Raw genomic sequence first — 15625 nt, 5'->3', positions numbered from 1 at the left:
ATGTGGTTGTTTACTCCTTTGTTTCGGGCTTAAAAAACGCTTCTTTCCGGGGAAACTTGTGAGCAAAACACAAGCATATACTTCCCGTATACGGCAAGAAAGACACAACAATTTCTTGAAGGCCTTTAAGTGAGGCGACCCAGAAGCTCCCTCTTCAGGTCTTCCACTGAGACAATCCAAACCAATTCTCTACGCTTCTCATAAACATATACCAGAGGAACCTTAAACTTGGATGCCAATCGGTAATAAGCAATCGTGGCTGGCTTAGTAGCCGACGTACAGTCCATGACAACCTTATAGTTCCTAAGGAGACCAAGCAGTCTCGGCATCACCTTCTCCTCAACCTCGCTCACCCGGCTAATCTCCTCATCACTCAACAAACACCACTCAACATTCAAATGCGTAATATCCTCCCACTCCGCAACCGCCCCATGCGTAGTAGCCACAACAATCTTCTCGAAAGAGATTCCCTTTTCTTTAAGAAGGCTGATAGCTGTTTCTGTTTCAGACTCCTCTCTTTCGCTTCTCTCACCCAAAAGTCCCAGATAGGCGTAGGGGGAAGGAGAATCAAAAATGTAACCTAGAGGAGTCTTAAACTGTAGCTTAATTAAGCCCCCTTCACGATTAATTATTCCTCTCCTTTCAAGAATGGTTAAATTATATTCGAGAGTAGCTTTAGGTACCCCGGTACTTCTACAAAGCTCGCTGAACCGAATCTTCCCTCCGACACGTGATAATCCTTCTAGAATGGAACTCCTATTTTTTCTTTCAAGAAGAGACCTGTACTCTATGACGCGAATGATTATTCCTCCTTTGCTAATCTTGATTTAACTTTGGGAAATAAAACTTTAATGCTTTTGTAAGTTCTAAAAAAAGCTGTAATTTTTGAACACTGTTCGAAATAACCTAATCTACTATAGGGGGAAGGTTATGTTCTCAGTTTGCAACATACCTGTAAGGTATTGAAAATGTTGGCTCCAAAAAACGTGAACTGGAGGTGAGTAGTTGGTAAGAAAAGGCCTATTTGCTTTGGGCATTGTGTTAATAATGGTGAGTGTATTATTAATGTTTTCTCAATCGTATATTACACAGCCGAACCCATTATTCTCTTTAGCCTGCTATCAAAGCTCATCACAGCAAGGCACAGTGTATCCGGGAACAGCCACACAAGTTAATGTAAGTGGGATACTACTCCCAACATTTGTAACGATTAATTTCAATGTACAATCAGGAAGCGAAACCGCAGCCACAGTAGTTGACCAAAACCTTAACGTTATAGCAACTATTCCAACCGGTTTTTCAGGAGGAGTAACATTATTCTTACCCGCCGGAACATACTACATAGTTTGGTCACCAAAAATACTATACTCAACAGTAAAATTAAACATCTTCCAATACAACATCGGCCTTAACATGATAATACAGAATTACCTCAAAGAACCAGCCCCAATAACACAAGGACTAGTAATACTCGGAATCATAACAATAATCGGCGGAATAGCAGTAGCAACCTACGGACTTGCCAAAGAAGAATATTAAAAAGAAACCACCAACAACCTTCTTAGTGAAACCAGTTTCAACGTTCCCCACCCACCCCATTTATTATACGATTTTTATTGACATTTCCATTTATCGACATTTTCATGCCACATATGAAACAGAGATAGATAAACGCCCGAATTTTTCATGTTTTCAATTCAAAAAAAGTTTAAAACACTCCAAAACACACCGGCATTTTTCGCCAACCGAAACAAGACTAAACCCATTAATTATCATGTAGGCTGGCTTTTGGTTTATCGCGTCAATAATTGTTTACAGGAAAGAGTACAATAACCATTACCAACGAAGCCCAAAAACCAAAAATAATCAGCTTCTACACGGATCATTTTAATCCAGTTCCAAAAAATAAGAATTTATTCGAACAATGTTCCAATAAAATTAAAATTGCAAACCGAAAAAACATTAGTTAAAACTTTTAGTAAAATTGAATTCGAAAGCGCATAAATATAACAATGCTAAAAATGAAACACTTATATTTATAAAGGTGAAGAACCAAAAATAACTTAATTTAAACCTTTTAGAAACTTTTAGTTTCGAAATAAAGTTCAAAATTGAGGGGTCGAGGTGACCAAGACCGCAATAATAGCACCACTGGGCACAAGTCCACCAGTCATCACCGAATTTCTAGAATATGTTGAAAAAACACTTGACAGACGAGTATCAGATCTAGTTATTATCGCAACCAAAGAACCCACAGTTCTAGAAGGCGTTCCCCTAATAGAAACGGCGGTTAAAAACAAATATCTACATGTTCACACTCACATTGTCGAATTACCCTTCACGGACATACAATCTGATGAAGATAACCTAAAATTTATGAAAATATGCGCAGAAGTACTCCGAAAAGAAAAAGAAATCCACAAAACCGACATAATATACCTATGCGTAGCCGGTGGAAGGAAAGACATGTGTATCACGCTCTCCCTACTTGCTCAATACTTTGAAGTAAATGGAGTGTTCCACGTAATTACACCCGACATTAAATCAATGAACATAGAATTGGAAAGAGCAAGACAAAACATGAAGGAACTCTCCGAAAACCCTGATAAAGACAGCTACTACGAACAACACAAGAAACTATTTGACAGTTTGATGTATCCACCACCAGCCCAATATAATGTTATCAACATACCGGTTCTACCATACCCCCAAACAATGTTGAACGATATTATTAGATTACTCACTGGAGACTCAACCCAGACCAGGTCAAATGTGAAGCTACCCCTCATAGTTCTAGAAAATATGAATGCGTCAGGACTAATAAAGCTTACAGAAAATAACGTTTACCTCACAAGTGAGGGAAGAAGGTTTGGCGAAACCCTAAAACTAGGCCTAAGTGTGAGGTGAAAAGAAAAATATGACCAGCCCCCTATTCCTCGTAGACCCAATAACGTTCAAAATCACAAAAACAGAGGATCCAAACGTTTGGGAAAACTGCACATGCAAATTCCTAGACAGAGTGAAACAAAACGTTGAGAAGCAAATTACTGGTAAAAACACCATAGACCGTTTAACGATATTAAATAACGAAATGGTAAAACTCTTAGACTCTGAGGACTGTGAATGGTCCAAAATACCATCAGATACAAGATTTCCCGGCTTCTTTTCAAGCATGTCTGATCACTCCCTTGCCACCTCAGCCGTGGGAGTAGCCATAGCGGCGGAACTCTGGAATAAAAAAGTTGATCTAGCAAGCGAGTATGGTGACAGTGAACTAGCAGAGCTGTTGAAAAGTAGAAAGGGTGTAATAGAAGTTGTTAGAACACTATGTCTCCTTCATGATTCTGGTAAACCCTCATATGACCATGAGGAGGGAACTAGGAAAGCCGTCGAAGACCTACTTTCGCGAATAGGTTTTGGCAAATTGGCGTCTGATTTAGCTATATCCGCCTCAAGACACCATTATGGTAAAGATTCGAAGAATCCTCCAAAAACAAGGGTTGAATGGATAGTGGCTTATGCTGATAAGGTTGCTGTTCAGGATAGGGTGTTTGCTGGTAAAATTATTGATGTGGCTGTTCAACCACTCAGATGGTTGGGTGGTCACGTTGATGCTGGAAATAGACAGAAAATTTTCCAATTAGTGGATTTCTTTGAGAGATACGATGAAAAAGTAGGAGAAAAAAATAAAGATGAAGAGTTGAAAGAGATTAAGAAAATTTTTCCTTTAGATTATAAATGTCTGAGAGACCTAGATTCAGAATTGTTGAATGTTAAGGAAAGACTGGGTGAGGATGTACATTTAGCTTTAATTCTTTTTGAAGGAGCGGGTATACAGGGTTACGTTACCAAATCAAGCTCCGCAAGGCACTTGGTTGGCAGAGGCTCTCTGGTGGAGTTGGCAACTAGACTAGTCGCAAAAAAATTAGAAGAAATTCTGGCTCCCGAGTCCATAATTTATGTTGCTAGTGGAAGTATGTTCGCCATTGTTCCTCCTTCTGAGTTGACTCAAATTGTGGAATTATTGAATAAAAGTTTTGGAGAAATTGTCAAAGGGGGAATTAGTTTAAAAGGCTGCAAGTCGCCAGATGAGGTTAGCTTCAACTTATTTGAATTGAAAACGGGACCAAAATTTACTTGGATTAACTGGGAAAAGGAGAAGAGTTTATCGAGAATAGAGAGGAGAAATTTTGGTGAGTTCTACACAATATTGAATAACATTATTTCTGTTCTCGATGTGGCAGCTGTAAAGAAGAGTGACTTGGCTGTTTCTGCTGACGAAATTTGTCCTATTTGTTTCGAGGAAAAATCCCTTCCAAAAGACGATCCTAGTGTTCTAGACGTGATGAAATATTTACCGGCGGATGAAAAGGAGGAATATAGAGCTGGAAACATCTGTTTAAACGTTGACCGACATAGGAATAATCTTAAGAATCTTGAAAAGTTCCTTATAATAGAATTCAACAAAGGGAGAGCTAGCGTATATTTACCTGAGAAAGAACACCCCGATGATGTCAAGAATTCACCTATATATGAGATTATCAGGATGGTAAGTAGTATTTTGGATGAGAAACTGAACACAAAATACAGAGAACTCACAGAGGGATTCTCAGGTTCAGTTTCATTTAGAAAGGTCGCATCCTGGGATCTTCTTGGTTTTCAATCAGAATACGCTTTAAAGGGAGAAGAGGTTCCCGAAGAAGGGGAGTTAGGAGGTTCGGATGTGGCTTTCATAAAAGGGGACGGGGACAATTTCGGTCTTATTAAATCAGCAATGAACAGCTTAACCTTATACCGCAAAGTATCAAAAATATTTAAGGAAGTTATACAGAAGTCTATTGCCGAAGCCTTGAGTGAAGTCATAATACACCAACTAAAACTTTACTCCGAGAAATACCGTTCAGATATCACATCCGAAAACTTGAAGCTCCCAAGCAAACTTCATCTACCTTTCGATATGGTTTATTTTGGCGGGGACGACTTTTTCCTCGTTCTGGATGCGGGATTCATCTTCACCTTCCTACAAGCGTTTAGAAACGCGATTCTAGATGTATTGGGTAAACGGAAGCAAAGCTACGATAAGCAGGAGGATGAGAATCTTTCCATATTCCCCTTAGGCGTTTCTCTCGGTGTGGTTGTTGCGCCCAGTAAAGCCCCCATTCATGGCACAATAAGTGCTCTAAATGCACTGGAACATAATTCGAAAAAGTTTAGTAAATACAAACAGAAAGTTGAGGATGGTAAAGTTGTTTTTGGCGGTGAAATATCAGTTGCACTTGAACGCTTCACCACAATCCCATCTGAAGAATCAGTAAACGAGATTTATGAGCCTAAAGATTTTGGAAAAATGACGCGAATTCACATCACCTCTTGGCCCCTTCTAGGCGAAGGAATCTTCTCAGATAGTTCGACAAAGGAGGATACCCTCTCATTTGTTAAACTTATGAAAAAGCTCCTGGAAGAATATGGAATCAGGTCTAATAGTGTAGCCGAGTTTTTCAGATTTGAAACCCTTAATGAGAAAGAGATAAAACTCAGAATAAAGTTCAAAGCGGCCCGCTTAGATAAGAGACGCCCAGAAAGAGAGGGATACAACCTCTTAGCGAATAACCTTACAATTAAGGAAGATGATCTTATAAAGTTTCGACATAGGGACATCGCCAATGCCATGAAGATAATTAAAGATAATCCACTTTTATTACCAAAAGAGTTGGATAGAGGATAGGGTGTGATTGAATGTTTTGGAAAGAGGACATAGAGGTCTCCCTAACTATTAGTGGAAGCTTCAGGGTCGGCTCTGGGAAAGCCGGGTTGGAAGTTGACCTACCAGTTGTAAAAGAGTATCTAAACAACGGCAAAATAAGCTATTATAGTTCTAACTTTTCAAGTAGCCTTCGTGGCATCTTGAGAAAATCAGTACGCAGAATGATCCAATCAACAGATATGAGTGCGTTAGCCAACCTTGAAGAAGATTTATTCGGAACTTGGGTTACTGAACCGGGAAGAAGGAAGAAGGAAGGCAAAATTCAAATCAAATTAACACTGCCCCCCTCAGAAGGTGTCAAACAGTATAGTCGAACTGGCATAAGAATCGATGAAGTATTTGGCTCGGTAGCACACCAAGCACTATTCACTTATGAAGTGCTAGAGTGTGAGGAAAAAAAATTAACATTAAAATTTAAGCTCACCAGCGACTTCCCACTAAGCGAAGATGATGCTGCCCTCCTGTTGGCTGGTTTAAACGGTTTAACTTACGACTTCATAGGAGGTTTCGCATCAAGAGGACTAGGTTTAATTGAAAAGGTCGAGGTTGACCAGAAATTTAAGGATTTTGCAAAACAGCATCTAGAAAAATATTTAGAAAAGTAAATGGGTGATTGGATGAGCGTTGGACTAGTAGAAGTGGAGGCTAAGACTCCCATAGTAATTGTTTCAAAGAGAGCTAAGGGAGGATTTCTGGAAACAACAGAATACATTCCAAGCTCAACTATCCTTGGAGGAGTAGCCCGAAAAACAGTTAAAAACAACCATTCAAAAGGCTTTGGAAACTGTGCGAATCTAAAGGGACCAAATGAATTTCCCAAATGCGAAACCTGTAATGCTAAAGAAAGATGCACTTATAATTCCATATGGATTGAGAAGAGACTAAAGCTCAGCTACTATTTTCCCTTCGACCAAAAAAATTTCAAGGATCCGCCTCCTATTCCCAATCTGCAAAGCCTCTTTAAATCAAGAGAGGAGGAATTGTTTGTAGATGGCCTCCTACTCATGGCTCTCTACAAACTGTCTCTTAAAAAACTAGCCAAAGAAGAAACTCTCCTAGAAAGAATTGAGACTAAATCCGGCCCATGCAAAAAAAGTGAATCCTCAGTCTATATTCAGGACAATAAAATAGAAACGCTGAAAATTAAAATCAATGATTCCCCACACGTTGCCATAAATCATCAGTTCAAAACCTCTGAAACAGGATACCTATACAGTCACACTGCGATAAGTAGGGGAACAAAATTCACAGGGCTTGCCATAGGTGACGAGGAAAACATTGATGCCCTTAATGGAGAGATATCTATTGGTACCGGAAAATCGCGAGGGAATGGCATTGTAGGACTAAGAGTCAAGAATAAAGAATCGTTAAAGGATTTCATTTCGATGAGAACAGAAGCTATTATGAAAGGGTTTGAAGAAATTAGAAATAAAATGATTAACTTTTTGGAGGAACCTCAGAGGGACTTGCTTTTTGGAACTGTAACGGGTTTATCTCCCTTGCCTCTCAACGGGAGCATGCCATTTGATGCAGTTGGGAAGAGGATTAACATTCCCCCTAATCAAATTGTCCATCTATCCTACAAGGGGGGTATTCACATCAGATACGAGTTTAACGACGAAAAAAATTCTGGTCCTAACTTCATTCTCTCCTCGGTAATTAACCCCGGCTACGCGGGAGTTTTTTACATAAAAGGAGATTTGGAAGAAGTTTCACTTAACCTAGCCAAAGTAGAAACAAAAATGAACAATTACCATCCCTGGTTCGGCTGGGTAACCATAAATCATCCAATACACTATGAATTTGGTAATGGAGTTGGAGGTGAATAAAAATATGGAAAAAGAGGATACAACCAAATATGTGGAAGCTGCAGAGAAGATTCTAAAAGGCATCGAGAGGCATATAATAGAAACTGAAGGTACAGGTGAGGGAAAAGGAAACGTTACAACGAATACTGTAAGGAAAACGTTGGAGTTAGCCAAAAACTCAAGAAGCTACCTTGAGTTTAAACTAAGATTCGGACACATGGTCGCTAGGAACTTGCCTTCGAGAGAGAGAAATACGCCTCTTGAAAAATTTTATGAAAAATTAAAGGAAGAATCCTCTAAGGGTGATCTCGATCTTAAAAAACTCATGGAGTACGTGGTCATGAGGTTCACGGTTTTGGCTAAATTAGGAGAGGAAGGGAAGAAGAGGTGAAAATTAAAGATGAGCACTAGTGAATTAACTCTTCATAGCAGACTTAAGAGACGAGTAGTCATTGACTGTGCAGTTGAGACTATGGAGCCACTCCATGTCGGAAAGGGAAAAGAGACCCTAAGCGTATCGGAAGTGGATATGCCAGTAATGCTTGACACTAATGAAAACCCCATAATTCCAGGCTCAAGTATAAGGGGGGTTCTCAGGGCACATGTAACACGCCTACTAGCCTCACTAGACGAAACAACGCTAAATAGTGAGTTCAATGCTGGGAAGGTTAAAGCAGAAGAAGAGGAAATAGACGCTTTCCAAAAAGCGAAATCCCAAGAAGAGAAAATGAAACTATTTAGTGAGAAATTGGGGGTTATTGACAAATTGTTTGGTGTGTCTGGTTATGCTTCACCGCTAAAAATAACTGACGCCACTCCAAATATTGAAATTGATCTAGCTGCTCGGACGCATGTTAAAATCGACAACGATTTGGATAGGGCGGTGGAAGGAGGTCTATTTGACGTTCAGTTTGTTCCCGAGAAAAAACAATTTGAATTCAAAATGGTTTTCGATGAGTTAAATGATCATGTTACACTTGATGTAAACAATGTTTTCTACAAATTAATTCTGAGACAGTTGGGAGACGCACTTGAGATATTTTTAGGCGGAATGAAGTCAAGGGGATACGGATTAACCACAATTAAGGCCAAACAGGTTTTAGCATACACTCCCAAACAATTAGCTTTGGGTGAAAAACCTGAACCTGTCACCGACATAAAACAATTCATAGACAAAGTCCTTAAAGAGAAGGGATGACTAAAAAGGCGGATAGTGGTGGATGTAGAAGATGAGTGAACCTAAATGTTTTGGAAAATATGTACTTCTCAGCCAAATGGAAGCTAAAATAGTTACAAGAACACCCTTGAGAGTTGGGAAAGGTAAGGAGTTGTCGGTTGTCGAATCAGACCTGCCAATAATGAAGAATTCGGAAAATGTTCCCATCATCCCCGGTTCTTCTCTCAAAGGATTCTTTAGAGCTAACTCAGAAAGAATAATAGCCAATATAAACAAAGAAGAAGCAGAGCAATTAATCCGGAAAATATTCGGTTCTTCAGAAAAAAAGGAATCTGGCTCTGCGATCCTGTTCTACGACCTTAAAGCCAAAGAGCATAATTACAAACTTGAAAATAGGAAGCACATCAAAATTGATCCAGAGACGGGGGGTGTTGACAACCTTTTTGAAGCTGAGTGCGTAATGGATGGTTCAGTATTCGAAGGACTCATCGCAACAACGAGGAACCTCTCACCAGCATTTATGGGAATTGTGCAACCAGTAATTGAGCTATCCTCACTCGGCATCAGCCGGTTGGGGGGCTTCAAAAGCAGAGGCTACGGCGCGGTAGACATTACCATAAATAATTTAACTTTAATAATACCTGGGAAACCCAGAGAAAAGCTAAGAGAGGGGGTAGAAATTCACCCAACAATAGGAACGATGAGACCAATTTATATTAAAACAAAAAATGGCAATGAAGTAACACTCAAGGAAATAGACGAAATCAACTTTGAAGCAGTAACTGAGGAAGCGCCCAGCTACCTCGGAACAAAAATAACAATAAAAGATACCAAAGAGACTAGTAAAGTGCTTTCAGCATTAGCCAATCAGTTTCAGAAATATCTCACAGGAGAAAAACAGTAGAAGTGGGGGAAAAACGGGAATTGAGCAGGCAAACACGTAGTCCGAGAGGGGAAATTTCTTCATACTATGATTTTATTAGGGTTGATTCAACAAGAAGAGGAAAAATTTCAGACCAGTTATTTACAGATCGTAGAAATTTGGAAAATATTTACCTATTTGAGCTCCAGCTTACCACCATCAGCGATGTGCATGTTAGTACGGGAATGAAAGAAATCGAAGAAAAAGATGTGCCCGAAATAATTATGATACAATATCTAAACAATAAAGATGGCAAACCTACCATACCCGGCTCAACGTTTAAGGGTTTGGCATCAACAAATTATATGGCACTTACAGGTTCCATAGATCTTACAAGCGAATTATTCGGATCGGACAGAAACCCTGCAATTTCGAAAGCGTTCTTTGAGGATGTTGTGCCGATTGAAGATGGAAAAATGAAACTGGTAAAGGTAAAGAGAGCGTGGATGCCAAGGAGGAGAGTTCAAAGAAGTATTAAGTTTTATATTTCACAAGCGCCTCCAACAACAGCCTATGGATTAATGCAGTGTATTCCCAAAGCTACACTGCTCTCAACAACTATACGAGGTGTCAGTCTGAAAGATTTTGAAGTGGGCGGATTACTAATGTCTCTGGGATTAAATCTCCAAAACAATGAAGTTAACGCGGGAGTAATTAAATTAGGTTATGGAAAACCTCAAGGATTCGGTCAGCTTAAACTTGTTCCAGAAAAATCAAGAATATTATCTCTAGATTTAGAGAGGCTCACAGGACTTGCAAATGCTATAAAGTCAAAAGGGAGTCTCAATGAAGCAGAAATTGTAGGCAAGTATATTAAAAAATTCATAGAGGAAGTCAAGAAGAGGGATTCAAAGAGGGATTTAGGTCAAATATTTCAAAAAATCTTTGTGGGGATTTAGAAAAAATGAATGAGGAAGAAGTAGATGCTATAATTAAAAAGGCTAGAACTTTCCTAAATGGAATACGAAGCTACTCACGTGACCGGGAAATCAACCAAAGAATAGACATAGTTACAGCAAATATGGCGAGAACCATTGGATACAGAGTTGCAAATGATCCAACATTTAGAAATTTGAGGGATTCACCAATCAAACAGGAGATAAAAAGGCAACTAATTTCTGAAATGGTAAACCAGAGGGTCTTTGATAAGGCGAGGGATAAAAAAGAGCCTTCAAAAGTTGCAGAAAAATTATCCCAAGCTATAATAAATGAACTCACTTCATTAGGTTGGTCCAACGAAAAATCTAAACTATTCATGGAGGCAATATGGATGATCCCCGAAACCGAGGCGGGGGGAATCAAAGTATTCTGAGGAAAATAGGTATAATCACAGTTAGGGAACATACCACTGATTATCTTGTGCAGACTATGGTTCAAATTTTAGGAGAACCTCTACACAATTTTTCCCACTTGTTTCGGTTAGTTAAGAGGGAATTCGTTAGATATCAGGAAAGCCAAAAAGTGCTACAGGCTTTATCTTTTAAAGAGTTAGCCGATTTAATTAGTGACATTAGACCTATCATACTCGTCCTTTTAACCGATGAACTTGGACTTTGGCTACCAATATCAAGCAATGGAGCATCAGATAAGTCTTTAGAATTTCTACCCCTAGTTATTACAAGGATAAAACCTGAGAATATAGTAATTATAGATGTCGATACTAAGAATTTCCATAAGTACAAATTAGATGATGGGGAAACGTTAGCCTATTATGAACATATTATCAGAGAGTTGGACAAGACAGAGATTCATTTTTACGCCAGAAAATGGTGCAATTATCTAGAATACAAAAATAGGGTTAATAGAATGGGAGACAAGAAAACCAAAATGGAAACACCACAGCCTCTGAAAATGATTCAATTTGCCGAAACGTGGCTCACTACAAAGATTTGTACAGAATCATCTACTCAAAATAAGAATGCGGGAACCGAGTTAATAAGCAATAAAACTCACAACAATATAAAAGAATTTAATGAGGAACTAATAACGCTCAAAGAAAAAAATATTCTTAAGCCTATAATCGATATACAGCAAGTGACAGAAACTCTAAAAACGCTGAACACCAGATACGATCTTATTCTCAAAATTGGGGATCTAATTAGTGATCAAGTTCAAGAGGGGAAGCTTCTTGAAGGGGATCTTACCAAAAAGATTAAAGAAAGGCAGTATAAAAATGATGATACTCTAAGAAAAAGTTTTTTTGGATGGTCCTGTTACTGTGGGGCTCAAGGCCTAAATCTATTGATTCATGGATATACTAGAATAAAACTTGAAAAATATGCGGAGGGATTGCAGTTTATTTCTAATGGAGTAGACCACGTAAAATATGGATTATTCCTTTCCCAATTTTGTATTATGGATGATTTAAGAGTATTCAAACAAACTGAAATAAATATGCGCCCTAACCGCATTTCTTTTAGAGTATTAAACCTTGATTGTTTACTAAGCTACTTTAAATCTTCTCAAAATGATGCGTCTAGCGAAGGGCCTTTCAAACCTTCAGAAACGTTGCATGACATAGATAATAAGGTAAAATCTCTTAGGAATAAATCGGTATATTCCCATGGCTTAGCACCAGTTACGCTGAAAACAGGTGAAATTGAGGATATAAAGAGAGCTATTCAAAACCTCCTTCGCGATTTTGATCTTTCTATAAACTGTGCGTTTCAAAGGTTAAAAGCAAGCTTAGAAGATTCCCTCAAAAATCGCACCGATGAGGAAGAAGACAGAATCATGGCTGACTTAGATCTTATAAAAAATTTTTATGATATATTAAAGGAGTTGGGCTTGGGCAAAGTAGAACTTAACCTTAATGAGGAAATAAATATCGTAGAGCTTCTCAAGAGATTCTTATGTTACTCTTGCATTGAAAAAGCCCACACTCATAGTCAATCCTAAAAAACCAAGGCGTAGAATCCTTTCGTCGATAGTAAGCATTGAAAAGTTATACGTATACAGAAAGTTAGATTTACCCTCTCATAAAGCGGCTCTCCTCTGCTGGGAGCTTAATAATACGAGGGAGCAAATTAAATATATACATGCAAGCCATATATATGTGGGACGAGAAATAGCTGATGGTTATGATGATTGGAGGGTGACATAATGGTTGATTCTGTTCTCGTTATTTCTCTTGGGAGATCGCCTCCAGTTGTTACTGAAACTGTTGATGCTTTGCTGGAAATGGGTGTTAATCTTAGGAGGGTTTACTGTGTTTCTACGAGTGATGAGGCTATTCAGACCAAGTGTATTCCGCTTCTTGAGGCGGAGTTTAGAAATTATCCTGAATATGTAAATAGGAGAATAGAGTTTAATCCGTGGAATTTCATTTCCAATAAGGATATTGAGACGCAGGAGGATCATTTGGAATTTGTGAATACGGCTTCTTCCATTATGAAGAGGGAGGAAGATAGAGGGTCCGATATTTATCTTAGTATGGCTGGCGGTAGAAAAACTATGTCTGCGGCGATGGCTATATTGGCTCAGATTTATAGTGCTAGGGCGATTACTCATGTGCTGGTTCCAACCGAAATTGAAAGGAAGGGAGTAATAGACGTTTTGGAAAAAATTGAGTCTGAAGAGGAAAGGAGAAGAATTTTGCATCTTGAAAACAAGAATCTAATTCTTTTCCCAGTTATTGGAATAGCCTCCCTCAGAAATGAGATAATTCAGATACTCAAAAAACAGGGAGGAACATACGATAAAAAGGTACTGGAAATTCTAAAAACAAGCAATTTCGTTGACAGTAACGGTAACCCAACACCCCTAGGAAAAGAATACCTAAAAATACTAGAAGACATTGAAGACACACCCCCAATTTCCACAAAAAAACCATCTGAAAAGTGGAAAATCTCACACAAGCCTATTTCAAAAAACCTAAACCAATTCGTCCAGAAAATTGCCGAATGCCCATACGTGGAACTAGTTCAAGACATAGAATATGAACCCTCACCGAAGACGAAAATCAAGAGTGTGGAAGACACAAAAATAATTGCCCAAGTTGCAGATGGAAGTAAATCAGTCATTCTAAAAATATACACAACAGCCAAAACACAAAGCCAAGTAAAAAAGATAAAAAAAGAACTTTCACCCCTCTTCAAGTGAAGTGTTGCAATTGCGCTCCTTTCTGGCGCGTTCACTATCCTTTTAACCAAATTTGTTGTAGTCTTACAATCCCAGTGCAAAGTTTTATTATTACAAAATCAAATTTTTAATTAGATTTGGCTTACGTATTTGGGAGGTTGAATTCGTTGGGTGTTTGGCATTTTAGTGGTTTGGGTAATAGTCCCGGGGCACTTACAGTGCCTTTAACTTATATTTATTTGCTTCTGAAGGCGGCTTCCCGAGGTGACGAGGCGGCTCAAAGTTTTTTTGAAGCTTCTGGTGAGGAGTCTCAGGAGAGGAAGGGTGCGCCAGAGGCGCTTATTATTTTTACGTCGAAGGAAATTATTGAAGAACAAATTATGAGCATAGACATAACTGATAAGTGGTTTGGAACCAGTAAAGGGCCTTTGCCGAGCGTTATTTTACAGTACTTCCAAAAACTTCTTGGTAAATTGAGGGATGTTTCATTTTCGGAGTTTTACAGGGAGGGCTGGATTCGGTACGTTCACTTCGTTGCCGTTAATCACATGAACTTGTATGATTGCTTCCCTAAGTGTTATGCAACGATGAACGCTTTGAGGGAGAAGGAGATTTGGATAAATATGGTTGGGGGCTCAAATCCGATTAATGCTTCGCTGATTCTTAGCGCGGGATTTGTGGAGGCCACGGCTAAAACCTACTATGTTTTTGAATCAGATACTAGCTGTATTCATCCCCAGTTTGATAAGTCGGTGGATTTCTCTAAACCAAGAGCGGAACTTCTGCTCTCAAAGCTTAATATTCTCCCCTTTTTCTCGCTGGATCTAGGTAAACTGGTCAGGGGTCTTAATCAAAAATTTTTGGAGAGAGGGGAAAAAGTTAACATAAAAGAGATAGATAGCCTACTTAGTGAACTGGAGCTACCTAGACAGTACATTAAAAAACTGGTAAGCGGTGGCTGGGTTAGAATGGAAAGAGACACTGCTACCGTGGGGGATATGCTTGAGCGTTGGAACAGTATGCTTGGAAAAATAGGAGAGTACCCTTCCGATTACTCTGCGTGGAAGAAGTGGGCGAGCAGAGAAGGAATTCTCTACAACCTTACTCTTAAAGGAAGCATAGAAAAATCGCAAGCAATCTGAATTATAAACTAGTAATTCATAAAGTATGATACCTCGCCTCTTTTCCTGCCAAGTTCCATCTAGGAAAGGAAAAGTTAATTTTAAGCCGAATCTATAAATATTTGAGAATTGAGAATCAACCTTTTCTCGATTCAGCAGTTTTTAAATGGAGTTCGGGGAACTATGAGAGTGTGGATTATCACTGTAGGACAAGTAACATCGGCATAGGGGATGGTGAAAAAAGCGGAATACGAGGAACACGGAGACACTTAATATCGTTATAGAGAATCCTGGACTGTGGAATTCTTGGAAGCAAATCATAAAGTGCTAGGAAAGAGAGATGGAGCACTAGAATGATGAATGCTGATATAAAACTATAAATTTAGAATGGGAAGGGGGAGAATATTTTTAGGTAAGGCTGAATCATCATAGCTGTAACCGTTGACATTGGAATGTATAAGTGGCTGATTCACAGAAGTTTTTGGACTGTTTTAGAAGGATTGTTCTCCTCCTCGGCAAGTTAATGGGGAATTGTTTTATGAGTTTTCTAAGAAAATAGTATTAAATACTTATTATTAGCTCTGTTGCTTAATTTATTATTTTTTTAATGCGCCTTATTAATTGATTGAAAAATTTCCAAAAAAATTACTATTTATTACTGAAAATTCATCAAGATATATAAATACAGTGAAAAACAAAAACGCTCTTAAATAAGATTTTTGTGGCTGATTTTTCCGGTTTTTCTTATGAAGG

General features: G+C 38.7%; 14 protein-coding genes. 13 read left to right on the top strand and 1 reads right to left on the bottom strand.

All coding sequences use genetic code 11. The features are described 5' to 3' along the window. Positions 1-125 precede the first annotated feature (125 nt). On the bottom strand, positions 126-536 hold the full coding sequence (locus ACUVXA_RS05720) for a hypothetical protein (protein ID WP_445870284.1): 411 nt from the start codon (positions 534-536) through the stop codon (positions 126-128). Positions 537-1005: 469 nt separating this feature from the next. Here ACUVXA_RS05720 and ACUVXA_RS05715 point away from each other — a divergent pair, with 469 nt between their 5' ends. The 13 genes from ACUVXA_RS05715 to ACUVXA_RS05655 all read left to right on the top strand — a co-directional run bounded on the left by ACUVXA_RS05715 (position 1006) and on the right by ACUVXA_RS05655 (position 14893). Then, a complete protein-coding gene (locus ACUVXA_RS05715; protein WP_445870283.1) occupies positions 1006-1539 on the top strand; it encodes a hypothetical protein in 534 nt (177 codons plus the stop codon). A gap of 585 nt (positions 1540-2124) precedes the next feature. Beyond that, a complete protein-coding gene (locus tag ACUVXA_RS05710; RefSeq protein WP_445870282.1) occupies positions 2125-2907 on the top strand; it encodes a CRISPR-associated protein Csx14 in 783 nt (260 codons plus the stop codon). A gap of 10 nt (positions 2908-2917) precedes the next feature. Further along, entirely contained in the window at positions 2918-5725 is a 2808-nt protein-coding gene (locus ACUVXA_RS05705; RefSeq protein ID WP_445870281.1) for a Cas10/Cmr2 second palm domain-containing protein, read from the top strand. Positions 5726-5736: 11 nt separating this feature from the next. Further along, complete coding sequence (locus ACUVXA_RS05700; protein ID WP_445870280.1) at positions 5737-6369, top strand: RAMP superfamily CRISPR-associated protein; 633 nt, start codon at positions 5737-5739, stop codon at positions 6367-6369. 12 nt (positions 6370-6381) lie between these two features. Beyond that, positions 6382-7593 (top strand): RAMP superfamily CRISPR-associated protein, encoded by a 1212-nt coding sequence (locus ACUVXA_RS05695; RefSeq protein WP_445870279.1) that lies wholly within the window; start codon positions 6382-6384, stop codon positions 7591-7593. 4 nt (positions 7594-7597) lie between these two features. Beyond that, complete coding sequence (locus ACUVXA_RS05690) at positions 7598-7963, top strand: hypothetical protein (RefSeq protein ID WP_445870278.1); 366 nt, start codon at positions 7598-7600, stop codon at positions 7961-7963. A gap of 9 nt (positions 7964-7972) precedes the next feature. Beyond that, positions 7973-8770, top strand: a complete 798-nt coding sequence (gene csx7, locus ACUVXA_RS05685) for a type III CRISPR-associated RAMP protein Csx7 (RefSeq protein ID WP_445870277.1) — start codon at positions 7973-7975, stop codon at positions 8768-8770. 31 nt (positions 8771-8801) lie between these two features. After that, positions 8802-9653, top strand: a complete 852-nt coding sequence (locus ACUVXA_RS05680; protein WP_445870276.1) for an RAMP superfamily CRISPR-associated protein — start codon at positions 8802-8804, stop codon at positions 9651-9653. 20 nt (positions 9654-9673) lie between these two features. Continuing rightward, positions 9674-10570 carry an RAMP superfamily CRISPR-associated protein gene (locus tag ACUVXA_RS05675; protein ID WP_445870275.1) on the top strand — a complete coding sequence of 299 codons (897 nt, stop codon included), beginning with the start codon at positions 9674-9676 and terminating at the stop codon, positions 10568-10570. Positions 10571-10575: 5 nt separating this feature from the next. Further along, positions 10576-10983: a hypothetical protein gene (locus tag ACUVXA_RS05670; protein WP_445870274.1), complete on the top strand. Its 408-nt coding sequence runs from the start codon at positions 10576-10578 to the stop codon at positions 10981-10983. Beyond that, entirely contained in the window at positions 10938-12569 is a 1632-nt protein-coding gene (locus ACUVXA_RS05665) for a hypothetical protein (protein ID WP_445870273.1), read from the top strand. The genes ACUVXA_RS05670 and ACUVXA_RS05665 overlap by 46 nt, the downstream gene beginning before the upstream one ends. A gap of 204 nt (positions 12570-12773) precedes the next feature. Continuing rightward, positions 12774-13772, top strand: a complete 999-nt coding sequence (locus tag ACUVXA_RS05660; protein ID WP_445870272.1) for a CRISPR-associated ring nuclease — start codon at positions 12774-12776, stop codon at positions 13770-13772. Between the two features lie 146 nt (positions 13773-13918). Continuing rightward, entirely contained in the window at positions 13919-14893 is a 975-nt protein-coding gene (locus tag ACUVXA_RS05655; RefSeq protein WP_445870271.1) for a hypothetical protein, read from the top strand. Positions 14894-15625: the final 732 nt, after the last annotated feature.

The sequence above is a fragment of the Candidatus Jordarchaeum sp. genome (assembly GCF_052745115.1).
Note: the sequence above shows the minus strand (reverse complement) of the source record. Positions and strands in the feature narration are given on the sequence as shown.